12 protein-coding genes are annotated in these 17,113 nt (G+C 46.1%); 1 reads left to right on the forward strand and 11 read right to left on the reverse strand.

Going from position 1 to position 17,113, the window contains the following annotated elements; genetic code table 11:
- Positions 1 to 10: 10 nt before the first annotated feature.
- Positions 11 to 457 (reverse strand): MerR family transcriptional regulator, encoded by a 447-nt coding sequence (locus H6G17_RS01985; protein WP_192153685.1) that lies wholly within the window; start codon positions 455 to 457, stop codon positions 11 to 13.
- Between the two features lie 91 nt (positions 458 to 548).
- Complete coding sequence (locus H6G17_RS01990; RefSeq protein ID WP_192153686.1) at positions 549 to 1,349, reverse strand: dienelactone hydrolase family protein; 801 nt, start codon at positions 1,347 to 1,349, stop codon at positions 549 to 551.
- Between the two features lie 190 nt (positions 1,350 to 1,539).
- Between H6G17_RS01990 and H6G17_RS01995 the strand changes: the two genes are divergently transcribed.
- Positions 1,540 to 2,424, forward strand: a complete 885-nt coding sequence (locus H6G17_RS01995; protein ID WP_192153687.1) for an alpha/beta fold hydrolase — start codon at positions 1,540 to 1,542, stop codon at positions 2,422 to 2,424.
- A 143-nt stretch (positions 2,425 to 2,567) separates the two neighbouring features.
- Here the strand turns inward: H6G17_RS01995 and purF are convergent, their stop codons facing one another.
- From purF to H6G17_RS02040, 9 genes are all read right to left on the reverse strand, one after another.
- Positions 2,568 to 4,043 (reverse strand): amidophosphoribosyltransferase, encoded by a 1,476-nt coding sequence (purF, locus tag H6G17_RS02000; protein WP_347276400.1) that lies wholly within the window; start codon positions 4,041 to 4,043, stop codon positions 2,568 to 2,570.
- A 218-nt stretch (positions 4,044 to 4,261) separates the two neighbouring features.
- Entirely contained in the window at positions 4,262 to 6,676 is a 2,415-nt protein-coding gene (gene purL / locus H6G17_RS02005; RefSeq protein ID WP_192153689.1) for a phosphoribosylformylglycinamidine synthase subunit PurL, read from the reverse strand.
- 151 nt (positions 6,677 to 6,827) lie between these two features.
- Complete coding sequence (locus H6G17_RS33855; RefSeq protein ID WP_192153690.1) at positions 6,828 to 9,095, reverse strand: response regulator; 2,268 nt, start codon at positions 9,093 to 9,095, stop codon at positions 6,828 to 6,830.
- A complete protein-coding gene (locus tag H6G17_RS02015) occupies positions 9,092 to 9,571 on the reverse strand; it encodes a response regulator (protein WP_192153691.1) in 480 nt (159 codons plus the stop codon). The genes H6G17_RS33855 and H6G17_RS02015 overlap by 4 nt, the downstream gene beginning before the upstream one ends.
- 10 nt (positions 9,572 to 9,581) lie before the next feature.
- Positions 9,582 to 12,947, reverse strand: a complete 3,366-nt coding sequence (locus H6G17_RS02020) for a PAS domain S-box protein (RefSeq protein ID WP_192153692.1) — start codon at positions 12,945 to 12,947, stop codon at positions 9,582 to 9,584.
- A 329-nt stretch (positions 12,948 to 13,276) separates the two neighbouring features.
- Entirely contained in the window at positions 13,277 to 14,206 is a 930-nt protein-coding gene (locus H6G17_RS02025) for a phosphorylase (protein ID WP_192153693.1), read from the reverse strand.
- Between the two features lie 40 nt (positions 14,207 to 14,246).
- Complete coding sequence (locus tag H6G17_RS02030; protein ID WP_192153694.1) at positions 14,247 to 14,432, reverse strand: hypothetical protein; 186 nt, start codon at positions 14,430 to 14,432, stop codon at positions 14,247 to 14,249.
- 9 nt (positions 14,433 to 14,441) lie between these two features.
- On the reverse strand, positions 14,442 to 15,509 hold the full coding sequence (locus tag H6G17_RS02035) for a calcium-binding protein (RefSeq protein ID WP_192153695.1): 1,068 nt from the start codon (positions 15,507 to 15,509) through the stop codon (positions 14,442 to 14,444).
- A 53-nt stretch (positions 15,510 to 15,562) separates the two neighbouring features.
- On the reverse strand, positions 15,563 to 16,663 hold the full coding sequence (locus H6G17_RS02040; protein WP_192153696.1) for a calcium-binding protein: 1,101 nt from the start codon (positions 16,661 to 16,663) through the stop codon (positions 15,563 to 15,565).
- Positions 16,664 to 17,113 lie beyond the last annotated feature (450 nt).

Consider the following 17,113-nt stretch of genomic DNA (forward strand, 5'->3'; position numbering starts at 1 on the left):
GATATCCCTACTAGGTAAGCGTTAAAGCCTCATTTTCAGGAGGTTGCTGTTGAGGTACACCGCTTTCGATACAAGCGCGATCGCTTTGACTGCTTATTTCTAGCTCCTTGTAGTGTTGAATTTTCCAGCGAATGATTTCTAGGTTGCGACTCAGTTCTTGAATGCGTTGCTTTACTTCTCGTTCGTGTGCCTCCAGAATGGCAAGGCGATCGCTTACTGCGGCTGGGTTTTGTCGCAGTAGTATAGCAAACCGCTGCATTTGACGAATGGGCATCCCTGTAGCTCGCAAACGAGTCAAAAACTCGATCTTGGTGATGTCTACTGCACAATAGCGTCGATGCCCATTGGCGGCGCGGTTAACGGGTTCTAGCAGCCCGTTGCGTTCGTAGTAACGCAATGTATGTACGCTTAAACCCGTCCGTTCTGCAACTTGTTGAATCGTCAGTTCTACGTCCATGCCACTACCTTAGAACTTAGAGTACGCTCTAAGTCAAGTGCTTTTGTCATTGGTAAACACGAATGACGAATGACGAATGACCAATGACAATCTATTTCAAATACTGTTGAAAGAAATTCATAGTCATTTCCCATGCTTCTTTGGCTGGGGCGGCGGCATAGCTATCGCGGCGATCGCTCAAAAAGCCGTGTCCGGCGTTGGGAAAGACGGTGAGAATGTAACGTTTTTTAGCTTGGGAAAGGGCTTGGCTAATACGAGCGTGTTCGTCGGCGGCTATCATCTCATCATCCGCACCGTAAATTAACATGATGGGCGATCGCATGGCATCAACTCGATCGAGTAAAGGTTTGCGTCCTATTTTGTCCACGGCGATGCCACTACCGTAAAAACTTACTACTGCTTGGAGTCGATCGGCGTGAGCGGCATTGGCTAAAAATGCGTGTCTGCCACCCATACAAAAACCCGTTACGCCAATGCGATCTGCGGCTACTTCCTGGCGTTTGGCTAAGAAGTCTAAACCTTGTCCGACTTCAGCCATGACAGTATCGTCGTTTAAAGATTTCAGTTTGGCTACTGCTGCTTGTACATCCTTGTATTCGTAAACATCGCCATGATAGAAATCTGGGGCAAGGGCAACATAGCCAGCTTGGGCGAAGCGATCGCAGACATTTTTAATATTTGGGTTTAAGCCAAATGCTTCCATAAAAACCATGATGGCGGGAAAAGTGCCGCTGCCTTGGGGACGAACGTAGTATCCTTGTAAATCTTTACCTAGAGTAACCGTTTCGCCTTTGGCTGTAGGTTTGGTTTGAGCGTTTCCCGTTCCTGCCTGCACTAGTAGAGGTGTAGTAGCAACACCAGCAGATAAAATCAATAAATCGCGTCTGTTCATGAGGTTCGGTCAATAAAAAAATAACGATTGGGATTTAGCTTAATCCGAGCGTACGTCCCCGTAAACAGTTATTCTCTTACAGCAATAATTGCTAGTACTTGGCGCTACTCTCCACGCTCAGCGCTGGCACGTCTAGCAAAAATATGTACGATCTATAAAGACAACCATTCATAAATCTTCATATCCCCTCGTGATTACTCCGCAGCTAGCATCGACGGCATCTATCGAGAAACAGATTTGGCACTGGCAAGGCTACAAGATTCAATATACCGTCATGGGCGAGGGTAATCCCTTAATGCTCGTACATGGCTTCGGTGCTTCGATTGGACATTGGCGCAAGAATATTCCAGCCTTAGCAGCAGGTGGTTATCGAGTCTTTGCCATAGACTTACTTGGTTTTGGTGGTTCTGATAAGCCACCACTAAACTACACGATGGAAGTATGGCAAGAACTACTAAAAGATTTTTGGACGGAACATATTCAAAAGCCTACGGTATTTGTCGGTAACTCGATTGGGGCGCTGCTAAGCTTGATGACAGTTGCCAACCATCCAGAAATAGCTGCTGGGGGAATTTTAATTAACTGTGCGGGGGGATTATCTCACCGTCCCCACGAACTCAATCCACCTTTACGAGTGGTGATGTCGGCGTTTAATCGCTTGGTACGTTCTCAAATTACGGGAAAAATTATTTTCAATCGGGTTCGCCAAAAGCCCCAGATTCGCCGGACTTTACTTCAAGTTTACCGCAATCGAGAAGCCGTCACAGATGAACTAGTAGATATTTTACATGCGCCTTCCTGTGACCCTGGAGCGCAACAAGTATTTGCTTCCATTTTGGCTGCGCCTCCTGGTCCCACCATTGCTGAACTTTTACCGAACGTCCAGCATCCTCTCTTGGTGATTTGGGGTGCGGACGATCCTTGGACACCAATTACTGGTGCTAAAATTTTTCAACAAGCAAAGGAGAAGGGACACAATGTTGAGATTGTTCCCATTCCTAATGCTGGTCATTGTCCTCACGATGAAGTTCCAGAACTGGTCAATGCACAAATATTAGAATGGCTTAACAGTTAACAGTAGAGACGTTACATGTAACGTCTAAACTCTTCTGGCTTATCGAAAGATGCAGGCAATAAAAAACCTGACTGCTGCGATCGCCCGTTCAAATGAATGTATACAGTAGAGACTTTCCGTGGAAAGTCTCTACTGCCTTTGGATCAAACCGACGACTTTTCCAGCATCAACTTAGAACGCTTCAAGAGTTCGGGTACGGCGACGGGATAATCGCCTGTGAAACAAGCCGAACAGAAACTATTAGGGTCTTCTCCTGTGGCTAACAGCATTCCTTCCCAACTGAGGTAGGCGAGGGAATCGACTTCAATTTGTTTGCCAATTTCTTCCACTGATTTAGTCGCAGCAATTAACTGGTCTTGATTATCCGTGTCAATGCCGTAGAAACAGGGATGAGTGACAGGAGGGGAGGAAATTCGCATATGCACTTCTGTTGCACCCGCCTCGCGTAGTGTCTTAACGAGTTTGCGGCTGGTCGTACCGCGTACGATAGAATCATCAACGATGATGACTCGTTTTCCAGCCAAGACATCTCTGAGGGGATTCAGTTTCATTTTGATGCCTGACTCGCGCATCATTTGAGTTGGTTGGATGAAGGTGCGCCCAACATAGCGATTTTTAATCAACCCCTCGGCATAGGGAATCCCAGAGGTTTGAGAAAAGCCAATTGCGGCGGGGATACCGGAATCAGGTACGCCCATGACCATATCTGCTTCTACAAGAGATTCTTTTGCCAGTTGTCTGCCCAATCGCAAGCGATAGGTGTACAAGCTTTCGTTATGCATGACGCTATCTGGACGGGCAAAGTAAATCATCTCAAAGATGCATAGTTTGCGCTGGGGTTGTTGCGCCCAGTGATAGGAGGCTATGCCTGCCTCAGTAATCCATACTAGTTCGCCTGGTTCTACGTCTCGCAGGTATTCTGCACCAATAATATCTAAACCACAGGTTTCAGAAGCTAAAACATAGCGATGGGGATTGTTGCCCAACGTGCCAATGACAAGGGGACGAATGCCGTTCGGGTCGCGCACTCCCATCAACCCTGCTGGGGTTCCGACCACTAAACTAAAAGCGCCGTGGCAGCGTTTGCAAGCGGTAATTGCCCCATCTAACCAATCTTCACCATCGTTAACTGCTTCGGCGATCGCAAAGGCGATCGCTTCTGAGTCTGTCGTCGTGTTAAAGTTACACTGCCGCTGGAGTAATTCTGCTCGCAGAGCTTTGGTATTGACTAAATTGCCGTTGTGTGCTAAGGCAAAACTACCCAAACGAGTTTCGACCACCGCAGGCTGGGCGTTCACGACCCGACTAGAGCCAGTAGTAGAGTAACGGGTATGACCGACTGCCATCCTACCAGGCATTTGTTGCAAAATTGACTCGTTGAAGACTTGGGAAACCAGCCCCATTTCTTTGTGTAGGTGAATTGTCGTGCCGTCAAACGTAGCAATTCCGGCTGACTCTTGCCCTCGGTGTTGTAGGGCGTACAAACCGAAGTAAGTAAGTTTGGCAACGTCCTCTGCGGGTGCGTAAATGCCGAAAACGCCGCAAGCTTCTTCTTGCTTGTCAGAGGGTTCTGAAGGATGAAGCGATCGCATGTCCATACTGTGACTTACATCCTGCATACTTCCTGAAGTGGGCTGGTAGAAATCCATGCTACAGTGTTGCTCCTGAGCGGCGGGTTGACTTTGTGGAATTGACTTGGCGAACTAGATAATCCAAACTCATGAGTTTGGAAAGATTAACTAATACTTAAAAAAATGTTAATCAAGATACATACAACAGTATCGTCATAAATTTTGTTAAGGGCAAGATTTTGGTCAATTATTTTTTTGTCACTTAGCTACGGCAGGGTAGCTGAGTCAGATAGCCGCCGTTCTATAGCGTTGAAAAAGCGATCGCGCATCATCTCAATCGTAGCGGTTATAATTGCCTGTCGGTCGGTTGTGAAAACCTGTAAATCTTGGGTAGGACTACCGACATGACCGAGTTTTTGCCAGTTATCTCCGAGTTGCTCTGCTAAATAGGATTCCCATACTTGTTGATGTTGTGGTGAGACGGAAACCAAAATTCGCGCCCCACCTTCACCAAATAAAATTTCATCCCAGCGTTGCGGTAAATCGTCGGTTAACCCCAGGTTAATTTCAGCACCCAATCCAGTACTGATGCAGGCTTCGGCAAGGGCGACTATCAATCCACCTTCAGCAACGTCGTGCGCTGACTTTACCCAACTTTGTTGAATGCCTTCTCGACAGGTAGCTTGAACGCGCCGTTCGAGGTCAAAGTCTACTTGGGGTGGCTTTCCGGCGACTATGCCGTGAATTGTGGCAAGATATTCGGATGCACCCAGTGTGATTTGGGAAAAGGATCGCGCAAAGACGCTAAGGCGCGAAGAAGGCACTAAGGGGATTCCTAGAAGATAGATGATATCTCCTTCGGTTTGCCAGCCTTGGGTACAGGTTTTAGATAAGTCGGAAATTAAGCCCACCATCCCGACTACGGGAGTAGGGTAGATTGGTTGTGGCTTGCCTTCAGAGTCGAAGGTTTCGTTGTACAAAGAGACATTTCCGCCAGTTACGGGGGTTTGAAATTCTTGGCAGGCTTCTGCTAAACCGCGACAAGCTTCTGCAAGTTGCCAATAACCAATTGGTTTTTCTGGACTACCAAAATTGAGGTTATCTGTCACCGCAACTGGTTCCGCCCCAACACAGCTCAAATTACGGGCGGCTTCTGCAACAACTGCCTTTGCACCTTCATAAGGATCGAGGTAGACGTAACGCGGGTTGCAATCGACTGTGGCAGCTACGCCTTTAGGGGAGTCGGGGTTAGTTTTGACTTTTGACTTTTGACTTTTGACTTCTTCAACAGGACGCAATCTGACAACTGCGGCATCTGCACCGCCAGGAAATATGACTGTGTTGTTTTGTACTTGGTGGTCGTACTGACGATAAACCCAACGTTTAGAGGCGATCGTTGGGGTATCGAGTAAAGTTAGTAATATCTGGTTCCAATTTTGGTGCTGACCTTGGATGTTAATTCCAGCAATGGTACAGGTTGGTAGAGATTCAGCCTGCCACTCCCAAGCTTTACGGGCATATTCTGGCGGTTCGCTCAATATTTCTCGGTGGTAGAGGGGTGTGTTTTCTGCCAATGCGTTAGCAGGAATTTCAGCAGCTACCTTGCTCTTAAATAAAATTCTGACAATTGGCTCCTCAATTACCGTACCAGCCACGACAGCATGAAGTCCCCAACGGTGGAAAATATCGATTAATTCCTGTTCTCTACCCTTGTGGGCGACAAATAACATTCGTTCCTGAGATTCCGAGAGCAGATATTCATAGGGAACCATGCCCGTCTCGCGCACGGGAATTTTATCGAGGTCGAATTCAATGCCTACGCCGCCTTTAGCGGCCATTTCCGATGTCGAACAGGTAATCCCAGCTGCCCCCATATCTTGCGCTGCAATGACAATTCCAGTTTTAAATGCTTCTAAACAAGCTTCAATTAAAGATTTTTCTAAAAACGGATCGCCCACTTGCACGGCGGGACGGTCTTGTTCTGACTCTTCGCTCAATTCTGCACTGGCGAAACTCGCTCCTTTCATGCCATCGCGTCCGGTGGTGGAACCGACATATAAAACTGGGTTGCCAGTACCAGATGCCCCCGATTTAACAATTTCTGGCGTTTCCATCAATCCTAATGCCATGACATTAACTAAGGGATTACCAGAGTATGCCGGATCGAAATAGACTTCTCCCCCGACTGTGGGGACTCCTACACAGTTACCGTAATGAGAAATTCCTGCAACCACACCGTTAAATAGCTGTCTGGTGCGGGCATCATCTAAGGAACCGAAACGCAAAGAGTTAAGTAAGGCAATGGGACGCGCCCCCATCGTAAAAATATCTCGCAGAATGCCTCCGACTCCAGTTGCAGCCCCTTGAAACGGTTCTACGGCTGAGGGGTGATTGTGAGATTCAATTTTAAAAGCTAGTTGCAGCCCGTCACCCAAATCGACGACACCCGCATTTTCACCTGGTCCTACCAGGATGCGTTTACCAGTGGTAGGAAACTGTTTTAGTAGCGGTCGAGAATTTTTGTAACAGCAATGTTCCGACCACATCACGCCAAACATGCCTAACTCTGCTTTATTAGGGTGTCGTCCCAGTCTTCTGACAATTTCTTCATATTCTTCCGGCTTAATGCCTTCAGCAGCGATTTCTTCAATGGAAAAAGGTGCGGCAGGAATGGCAGACATAAGGACGTTGCGCAAAGAGAACAGAAAATTATTCTATCTCTATATTTGTTGTTGGTTGATAGTTGATGGTTGATGGTTGTTGGTTAACTGATAACTGACACTTTTGTAGAGACGTTACATGTAACGTCTCTACACTGATAATTGATAACTGTTAACTGATTAACTGCCCGATCGCTTCTACTAATTCATCGGAAACGACTGGTTTGGTAAGATGAATTTGGAAACCTGCTGCTATGGCGCGATCGCGGTCTTGTTCTCTAGCATAGGCTGTAAGCGCGATCGCGGGAATTTTTCCGCCTTGTTCTGGGGGTAATGCCCTGACTTTCTGGATAAATGTATAGCCGTCTGTTGCTGGCATCCCAATATCGCTCACTAAGACATCTGGTAGCGATTTTTCCAGCGCTTCTAGCGCTGCTACTGCTGAATCAACTACGATTAGCTGCGCCCCATATTCTTCTAAAGTCAGCGCTAAAAATTCTCGCGTGTCGCGATCGTCTTCTACGATTAGTACTCGGATGTTATTAAGTCGAGAGTCGGGAATCGGTAGGGGCGGGTTTCCAAACCCGCCCGTACGGGTGTGATTAATTCCGAATTCCGAATTCCGAATTCCGAATTCGGAATTCTCCAGCAGGGGTAACATAACTCTAAATGTTGCTCCCTGTCCCACTCCTAGACTTTCGGCGCAGACTGTTCCCCCATGCAGTTCTACCAAGTGACGTACTATTGCTAAACCCAGACCTAAACCGCCATAACTGCGAGTAATCGACGCATCTGCTTGCCGAAAGTAATCGAATATATGGGGCAGAAATTCGGCACTAATACCAATTCCGGTATCTGTAACTGCGATCTGGGCGTAGTTAGTTGTTAGTTGTTGGTTGATAGTTGACGATAAGAGTGTGTTGCGTGGTGCGCAATCTAATTTTGAATTTTGAATTTTGAATTTTGAATTTGTAGTTGCTCTCTCAACTCCCTGCTCCCAGCTCGTCCCTGCTCCCTGCTCCCTATTTGATAATTGCAATTTTACTTCTACACGCCCGCCGGCTGGAGTGAATTTGATTGCATTGGAAAGGAGATTCCAAACAATCTGCTGCAACCGACTCGGATCTCCTAAGACGATTGGTAATTGGTAATTGGTAATTGGTAATTGGGAGTGGCTAGTGGCTAGTGGCTGGTGGCTAGAATTGCTTCCTTGTCCCCCTTGTCCCCCTTGTCCCCCTTGTCTCTCTTCTCGACTCCCGACTCCCGACTCCCGACTCCCTGCTCCCTCAAAAACTAGTTCGATGCACTTAGTTTGAGCTGAGAGACCAACAGTTTCTAAAGCATTGGTAATGACTGTTTCTAAATTGACAGGTTGAGGATTGAGGGTGAGTTTGCCGCGAATGATGCGCGAGATATCTAACAAATCTTCAATCAACCGAGTCTGTAATTGAGCATTACGTTCGATCGTTTCCAGAGCGCGGTTGAAAATCTCAGGGCTGAATTTACGAGTCCGTAATAATTTCGCCCACCCCAGGATTGCATTGAGGGGCGATCGCAATTCGTGGGAAAGTACGGCTAAAAACTCGTCTTTAACTTGATTTGCTCGTTTAAGTTCCTCAGCTTGCTGTTGCAGTTGAGCTTCTCGCGCCCGTAATGCTTGTTCTGCAAGTTTGGACTGGGTGATATCGCGGGTGATTGCTAGTAAGGTTTGTACCGAACTGTCTGGATTAAATTCTGGTACGACTCGCGTTTGGTAATAACGAATGCCATTGCCCGGTGCGGGAAAATCATATTCAAAAAAGTCTTCTTTTTGAGTTGCAAATACTTGGCGCAAACTCGACTGCCAAAGCGTACAAATTTCTGCTGGTACACCCACTTCAGCATGAGTTTTTCCGACATACATTTCGGGTGGCTTGCCTGTAGCTTTTTCGACTACCGGATTCACGTACAGATGACGCAAATCTCGGTCGAATCGAGCAATAATATCGGGAGAATTTTCCACCAAAGCGCGAAATTCTTCTTCGCGACGGTTGAGTTCTGCTTCGGCAACAACACGGGCGCGACGTTCTGCTGCTTCGCGTAGCGATCGCTCTACGGCAGGAATCAGGCGCTCTAAGCGTTGTTTCAGTACGTAGTCAGTTGCACCCCCTTTGAGGGTTTCAATTGCCACTTCTTCCCCCATTGTGGCTGTCACGAAAATGAATGGCACGTCTGGGCAGAGCTGTCGAGCCATAACCAGGGCAGAAATGCCATCAAAACCAGGCAAGGAATAGTCAGACAGAATCAAGTCAAACCCACCCCGTTCGAGTGCCGCTTGAAACTCCGAACGGGTCTTCACTTGAATCGATTCGCACTCAATCTCGCTTTCTGCGAGTAACGCAGTAATCAGTTCTGCATCCAGTATGCTGTCTTCTAGAATCAGAAACTTGAGTGACATCATTCTATTCCTTGATTTGGTCGATCGTTACGAGCGCTAGACAGCGAGCCAGGAGGCGGCTCGTTAATAATTGCCCAAAACAGCCCTAAACCTTGAATCGCACCCACAAATTCACGAAAATCAATTGGTTTAACTACATAAGCGTTTGTACCTAATTCATAACAGCGAGTTAAGTCTTGTTCTTCGCGGGAAGAAGTCAAAATCACTACAGGCACGGTTCTCAGAAATCTATCTGCTTTTAGTTGCCCTAGAACTTCTATCCCATCAATTTTAGGTAGTTTTAGATCGAGTAGCACCACAACGGGATTGCCTTCGCGACGCAATCGATACACGCCTCGGCGGTACAAATAATCTAAAGCTTCTTCGCCATCGCGGACAACGACGACTTCGTTACCTAAATGGTTTTCTGCTAGGGCAGTCAGGATTAACTCTACGTCGTTAATGCTGTCCTCCACCAGGAGAATGCGCTTTAATTCCATTGTTCGCTCTCTACTCTCCACCCCTCACTCCCAGTCTTGGTAACGAGAAGAAGAACGTTGCTCCTTTACCTATTTCTCCTTCTGCCCACACTCGCCCACCATGACGGTGTATGATGCGTTGGACATTAGCTAATCCTACTCCCGTACCTTGAAAGTTGGGGTCGCTGTGCAGGCGTTGAAACACTCCAAACAATTTATTTACGTACTGCATATCAAAACCGATACCGTTGTCTCTTACGAAAAATACCACCTCCTGAGACTCTGATAAAATTTGACTCCCAATAGTAATTTCTGTTTGCGAGTTTAACTTAGTATATTTAAGCGCATTTTCAATCAGATTTCGCCATACTAACCGTAACATTGCCGGGTCGCCCTGAACGCTCAGTAAGGCTTTAATCTGCCAGGAAATTTGGCGTTTCTTAGTTTCTAGCTCTAGTTCTTGCAATACCTCCTGCACCAGTAAATTCATATCAATATTGGTGAAGCGCATTTCCATGCGTCCCATGCGGGAGAAGGATAATAAGTCATCGATCAACTTGCCAGCTAGTTGAGTCGTTTCAATAATAATATTGAGGTAGCGCTGACTCGTTTCATCCAATGTGGTGTTGGATTTAATTCGCTTTTGCAGCAAATCGACAAATCCGGCAATGTGACGCAAGGGAGCGCGGAGATCGTGGGAAACTGAGTAGGAGAAAGATTCTAATTCTTGGTTAGCGGCTTCAAGTTGTGCCGTGCGCTGCCTGACTCTTTCTTCCAAAGTTGCGTTCAGTTTATGCAGAACTTCTGCTTGTTTGCGCAGTTTGTGTTCTAAATGTTTGCGTTCGGTGACATCATGTCCCACTGCATATAACAGTTTTGATTCAACGTCGGGTACAGAACTCCAAATCAGCCATTTGTAAGAACCATTTTTACATAAAAAACGATTTTCAAAGTTGACAGTAATAGCTCCAGTTGAGAGTTTTTCGACCTCAGCAAGAGTTTTTTCTCGGTCTTCTGGATGAATCAAATCTAAATATGGTGTCTGAAGAATTTCTTTTTGAGTAAAGCCGAGAATGGTTTCAAAAGCAGGATTTATCCGCTTAAAATAACCATCTAACCCAGCGATACAAAGCATATCTAAAGAAAGTGTAAAAAAGCGATCGCGTTCGATTTCAGCATGTTTGCGATCGCTAATATCTAAAATAAATGCTACTGATTGTTCTCGATTTTCCCCCAGCAAGGCATAACCCAGCATCACAAAAACTCGCGTCCCATCTTGGCGAATATACTCTTTTTCATATGGCGTACAACTTCCCTTAGTTTGTGCCTCGGCAATTCTCTCAGCATCCAACGGTAAATACTCTGGGGGAGTCAAATCGTTCCAGCGCACTCTACCTGTCTCTAAATCGGCACGAGTGTAACCAATAATGTGTAAAAAGGCATCATTGGCATAACTTATGCCTCCATAAATGTCTCCGTGTAAAATGCCAATAACATCCGATTCGACAAAAAGTCTTAGCCTAGCTTCACTCTGACGCAATGCGTTTTCAGTCAACTTGCGATCGCTCACATCAGCTGCCATGCTGATAACCAATCGTCTACCATCCGCCAAATGACCCAAGGGAGCAGAACTAAAATCCCAAGTCCTCTTTTCTCCCTGCTTGGTAGTAATTAAGAATTCTCCTTCTTCTAGCCTTCTGTCTATGCTGTATAAGCGCTCTATGCTTGCTTTAACTGTATTTTTTGCTGCTCCATAAGCTTTTTCCGTCCAAGCTGCAATTGTGGGAATTTCATCAGCAGTGTAACCGGATAATTCCGTCCAAGCTTGGCTAATTTGCACGACTTCGCCATCTTCGGCATGGATAACGATCGGAAATGGTGCGTTGACGACAGCACGGCGGAAACGTTCTTCACTTTCACGCAAAGCAGTTTCAGCTTGTTTGCGTTCTGTCAAGTTGATAACAAAGCAAGCACTATAGCCGTTTTCTCCACCCTCAATTTGAGTAATACCAAGCAGAATCGGCACGCGAATCCCGTCTTTACGAAGATATTCTTTTTCAAACGGAGAACAAGCACCATATGCTTGAATTTCTGCAACTCTCTGTCGATCTAATGCTTCATACTCTGGCGGTGTCATGCGATTCCAATACAGCTTTCCTGCTGCTAACTCAGGACGGGTGTATCCCATCATGGAGAGAAATGCATCGTTGGCTTCAAAAATTCGTCCGCTAAAGTCACCAAAGTAGATGCCAATAATGTTTGATTCTACGATGCGTCTGAACTTGGCTTCGCTTTCCTGTAAAGTTGCTATTGTGCGTTGACGATCGCGATCTATTCGGTTCAAAGATCTGGCATTATGCCAAATTACACTGATATAGACCGCAATTAGCAATAATACCAACAGTGCGATCGCGAAACCTGGATCGTAGAGTTTCCAGCGGTATCCCTGCAAAATCAGCCAACCCAAAATTATTGGAATTGCGATCGCGCTAGGAATCAGACGACGCGCAACTATGCCCCCATTCAATTCGCTTGTGACAACTGCCATAAAACCGCGATCGGGATCTACCAACAACGTACCTGCACCGAGCAAGAGAAAAATTATTGCCGTGTGCCAACTCATTGAGGTGGAGTAGACAATAAACCGATAAAAAACTTCTACGCCATAGGCATATCCTATAAGAGCAAGTAAGGCAATTAAAATAACAGCAAGACTTAAAGCTTGAGCCAAGAAAATGCGATCCCCCCCTGCCCCCCTTAAAAAGGGGGGTGGATGAGTTGGGTTTGTCTCCCTTGATAGGGGCGATGGATGAGGTGGGTTTGTCTCTCCATGGTGACTTGCCCCCCTTCGTAAGGGGGGTTGGGGGGATCGAACAGGTGAGTTTATCTCCCCGTAGAAGGAGGATTGACTTGCCCCCCTTTGTAAGGGCGGTTGGGGGGATCGAACAGCCAACAGCCACAGCGCCCCGCCTAGCAGCACAAAATTCAAAGCAGTATTATCCGCCATGCGACCAGGATAAGGATTTGCTGGAGACAACGGTAAATCTCGAACCAGCAACTCATCAATCCCCAAATTCCAATTAAATATGTATTGGCAAAGAGTGAGCAAACCAATTAAGGCGACAACAGCAGCGCAAATTCTAGCAATTAGGGAGTCGGGAGTCGTTATTCTAGTTAGGGCGCACAGCTGTGCGCCCCTACCATTGCGAATAAATAAAGACACGCCAGCTAAAATAAAAGCCACGGCTGCATTCGCTTTCATCGTGGCTGTGCCTGGAATTACGCTTTTGAAAATAGCAATATCAAATATCCAACCAATCAGAGCCAGACAACCAACACCAATTGCGATCGCGCTAGCAACCCTCACCAACAATTGACTATGACGCAAGTTAGCCATATGTTCCTGTCTCAGGTTGAAAGCGATCGCTTGCTATGCCAAAACAGTTCCACCATCTTACTTCTCACTCCAACGCCGACAGAAACATCGCTCCCTCTAAAACTTAACTTAAGGGAGACAACTGCTCTGAATAAATCTCTCCTACGATAGATATATTCAGTTATCAGTTGTCAGTTATCAGTGAAGAAAGGGTGTGGGGTGTGGAGTGTGGGAAATTTGTTGTTGGTTGTTAGTTATCGCTCCTCTGCTCTCTTCCCCCGACTCCTGTACGGGCGGGTTTAGTAGCGGAACTATTTGTTTTTCGCAAGGATCTTCAAAAAAACCCGCCCCTACGACTTATCACTTTTTGATATTCCCACCTGACTCAACACGCGCATCGGTCCCAATTCTTTTAAGATTTGCATTTGTCGATCGTCACGCACGAACATTGTGCCAGCAAATCCCAAAGAGTTGATGGCAATCGACTCAAAGCTTTCTTGAGAACGGGGAATCAGCAACATCCATTGGCGCGTTACGAGCAAGTTGTAAGCCCCTGCTTGGATGTTATTCGAGCCGATGTCATGCTTTAGCCCCACTGCATTGAGCATTTGGTAGTAATAATTAAGCGTTACTGTGGCAGCTGCTTGAGGAGATTTCGTTTGAATTGGTTCTAGTTGTATGAAAGCATGGACAAAAGGCAAGCTTGGTAGAGTTTCGACTTTACCGCGATTAGTAGTTACCAACAAAGGTTCGAGGGGAATTCGAGGAGAATCTGCGGGTGTGAGTGGTAAAGGAACGAGCTGCAAATGTTTGTGACGTTGGCTTGCGCCTGCGGTCTTGCCTCCGTTATAGAATGTCAGTCCGTTAATCTCTGCCAGACAGATCCACATGGCAGTAAAGTCAGCGAGAGTTAGTAAGTCTTCTTGTTCTTCAAAGGCGCGGGTAATTAGCAACAGGTGACAATCGACAACATTGAATTTATTGAGCAAACAAACATGAGTTTCGGAGATGTCTGCTACGTATAAGTTTTTATCGTAGGGTAGAAAGGGATTAAAGTCTTTACCAGTCGTAGCATTTTGCCGATCCTGTTTTTGCTTTGCCTCGTCTTTGCGATTGAGATTGGTGGCTGTTCTGACGAGGAAGCGCACGCCTTGCTGTTCTACAAACTGATATTCGGTGGGAATGGTGACTAAAGCCCCGCGTTCAAGGGCATGTTGGGTTATTGCGATCGCCCTATCCAGTAGCGTACCAGGTTGTAGTATTATTCCGCGTGCATTCATGTCCTCTTGCATTATCGAATCTTGGATCGGCAGCGTAACTTTAGGCTTCTCGCCCTAGTATTACCCAATAATGTACTCGATCGCCGCGTTCTAACACAAAATAACTCTTGTCACATGATGGTACGCGATCGGGATAGGCGATCGTGCAGTCAGAGCAGTTTTCAATTGGGTAAAACAAACGCTCTGTAGTGGCGCACGACTGTGCGCCACTACAAATGTCACTCACAGACAGCAACTAACTATACCGAACGTACTCGTCACTAATCTTGAAGTAGGACGCATTCAGATTTATAGAATCGGGAGAAATACCCTGCAAGATCGCAATCAAATTTGGTTGGCTGTCTACATTATTTGCATAGATTGCCGTGCCTGCTGGCAAGCCTTCCGGCGTTGCACCCAAACTGTATTCAATCTCGAACTGAGGGTAACCCATCAATTGCTCATTTTTTGCTAGCAAAATTGTATCTTGACGCTGATTGAAGTCAGTAATCAAAGCGTAGCTATCCCCTGCTCCATAATAAGTACCTGAACCAGGTCTACCACCGATACCTGAAAGGACAAACGTATCTTTTCCCGATCCTCCAGTTAAAACATCTTTTTCTGAATTACCGCGACTACCATCATAAGTACCACGTAGCTGCCTACCACCAGCACCAATCAAGGTGTCATCTCCAGATCCTCCATCTAAAACATCACTCCCGAACTCGCCAACTAATATATCTTTGCCGTTACCACCATAGAGGCGGTCGTTATCGTCTTTGTATGCAAAATAGTCTTGACCAGAGATCGCGCCGTAGCCATCGCCAGCTAGCAGATCGTCACCCTCGTCGCCATAGATTTCATCTCCACCAGAACGACCGTAAATGCGATCGTTGCCAGCACCACCATAAATGCGATCTCTGTCACCAGTCCTGCTATATGCTTGGTCGAGATCGCCTAATATACTATCGTCGCCGTCACCTCCATAGATAACATCTTCACCAAATCCACCCTCTATATAGTCATTGCCGTTGCCTCCCTGTAAGGTGTCGTTACCGTCGCCACCGTATAGGTTGTCATTGCCACTGCCACCGTACAAAGTGTCATTACCACTGCCACCCTCCAGAGAATCGTTATCTTCGTCACCACATAAGGTATCGTTACCATCTCCACCGTTGAGAGAGTCGTTACCCGCACCACCATAGATGCGATCGTCCCCACCTAAACCGGATATAGTGTCTTTTCCTGCCTTACCATAGATTCTGTCGTTGCCATCTGTACCAGTTAAGGTATCGTCTAAGTCCGTACCAAAGATATTTGCCATGTCGATAAGCCTTTAATTCTAATAAGTATGCGTAGCAGTCAAAAAACTAGCAGTTAGGAAATTTGGAAATAAGTCCCACTTAGACTTACAGAGTCGGGAGAAACGCCTTGCAAGATCGCAATCAAATCTGGTTTTGCACCGAGGTTGTTTACATAGATTCCCGTCCCTTGTGGAAAACCCTCTGGTGCTGCACCCAAACTGTACTCAATTGTGATTGCAGGATAAACCATTGGACCGCTTTCAATTTTTGCTAGCTGAATGACATCTTCGTTCTTGTTGAAGTCAGTAATCAGAGCGTAGTCGCTATTACCGTCAAATCTGTAGGAAGCGCCAACACCGTCACGTCCAGACCCGCCAGACAGAGTAAATCGATCTTTTCCCGCTCCACCTGTCAGCCGATCTATCTCTCCACGACCGCGACTGACTGGACCGAGAAAGTACGTTCCGCCAGCACCGTATAGAGAGTCATCTCCATCGCCTCCATCTAAGGTGTCATTTCCAAATGAACCTGTTAAATAATCAGTATCTTTGCCGCCAAATAAGCGATCGTTGCCCTGCAAACCATTTAAATTATCGCTACCGCTGCAACCATATAAGGTGTCTTCGCCATATCCTCCTTCGAGTCGATCGGCTCCATCTCCTCCATCTAATAAGTTCTTGGTTGTCTCTGTTCCACCTAGAAAAAAACTTACTGCGATGAAGTCGTCACCGCTCTCACCATACAATCTGTTATTTCCTGTACCACCTTCTAGGTGGTCATCACCATTTCCTCCATATACGCGATCGTTGCCATCTTCGCCATTAAGCCAGTCGTTGCCATCTCCCCCATAGAGAATGTCATTACCAGTCCCACCAAATAACCCTCCTCGTAAAGGAGGTCTGCCATCAATATAGTCAGCACTTAAGTCGTCGCCAGCACCACCATATAAAATATCGTCACCATCTCCACCTTCGAGACGGTCAGTTCCATCCCCACCATCTAGGAGATCGTTGCCATTCTCGCCTTTGAGCGTGTCGTTATCCTTATCGCCATATATGCGGTCATTACCACCTAAACCAGATATGGTATCTTTTCCGGCTTTGCCATAGATGCCGTCGTTGCCATCCGTACCAGTTAAGGTATCGTCTAAGTTCGTACCAAAGATATTTGCCATGTCGAGCAACCTTGAATTCTAAGAATTCTAATTAGTTTATGTAGATGTTTTTACCCTGCGATCGCCTTTCAAATTGCCACAACAAAACTATCCAAATAGTGTTTGGCTTTCAATGAATTAAAGCGTTAAATATATGCCCAGCCAAAAACTAGTAAGCGATCGACTTACTGAAGTTAATTGATGCAATCCTCGATAAATTATCGCGCTTTGTCTTTACTTGCAAGTAACACAGTCGATCTACAAAAAACTGGATATTTTGCAAGTTAAACTGATGCGGTAATACTGATAATATAATGCTATTTCTACGTTATGTCATCTCATTTATCATATTTTTTTAACAAATGTTTTTGTCCATTTTTCTCTATTTGAATAAGCCAAAAAAACCTAGCCATTAACTAAGATAGAACGTATCAATTTTAGCTGTAAACTTTCCGTGGTAGCTGTTAATAG

The organism is Chroococcidiopsis sp. [FACHB-1243], from assembly GCF_014696895.1.
In the GTDB taxonomy this organism is placed as follows: Bacteria; Cyanobacteriota; Cyanobacteriia; order Cyanobacteriales; family Chroococcidiopsidaceae; genus Chroococcidiopsis.

Excerpts from the sequence above, each read along its gene's own strand:
- H6G17_RS01985 (WP_192153685.1), bottom strand. The coding sequence starts at position 457 with ATGGACGTAGAACTGACGATTCAACAAGTTGCAGAACGGACGGGTTTA.
- H6G17_RS01990 (WP_192153686.1), bottom strand. The coding sequence starts at position 1,349 with ATGAACAGACGCGATTTATTGATTTTATCTGCTGGTGTTGCTACTACA.
- purF (WP_347276400.1), bottom strand. The coding sequence starts at position 4,043 with ATGCAGGATGTAAGTCACAGTATGGACATGCGATCGCTTCATCCTTCA.
- purL (WP_192153689.1), bottom strand. The coding sequence starts at position 6,676 with ATGTCTGCCATTCCTGCCGCACCTTTTTCCATTGAAGAAATCGCTGCT.
- H6G17_RS33855 (WP_192153690.1), bottom strand. The coding sequence starts at position 9,095 with ATGATGTCACTCAAGTTTCTGATTCTAGAAGACAGCATACTGGATGCA.
- H6G17_RS02015 (WP_192153691.1), bottom strand. The coding sequence starts at position 9,571 with ATGGAATTAAAGCGCATTCTCCTGGTGGAGGACAGCATTAACGACGTA.
- H6G17_RS02020 (WP_192153692.1), bottom strand. The coding sequence starts at position 12,947 with ATGGCTAACTTGCGTCATAGTCAATTGTTGGTGAGGGTTGCTAGCGCG.
- H6G17_RS02025 (WP_192153693.1), bottom strand. The coding sequence starts at position 14,206 with ATGAATGCACGCGGAATAATACTACAACCTGGTACGCTACTGGATAGG.
- H6G17_RS02035 (WP_192153695.1), bottom strand. The coding sequence starts at position 15,509 with ATGGCAAATATCTTTGGTACGGACTTAGACGATACCTTAACTGGTACA.
- H6G17_RS02040 (WP_192153696.1), bottom strand. The coding sequence starts at position 16,663 with ATGGCAAATATCTTTGGTACGAACTTAGACGATACCTTAACTGGTACG.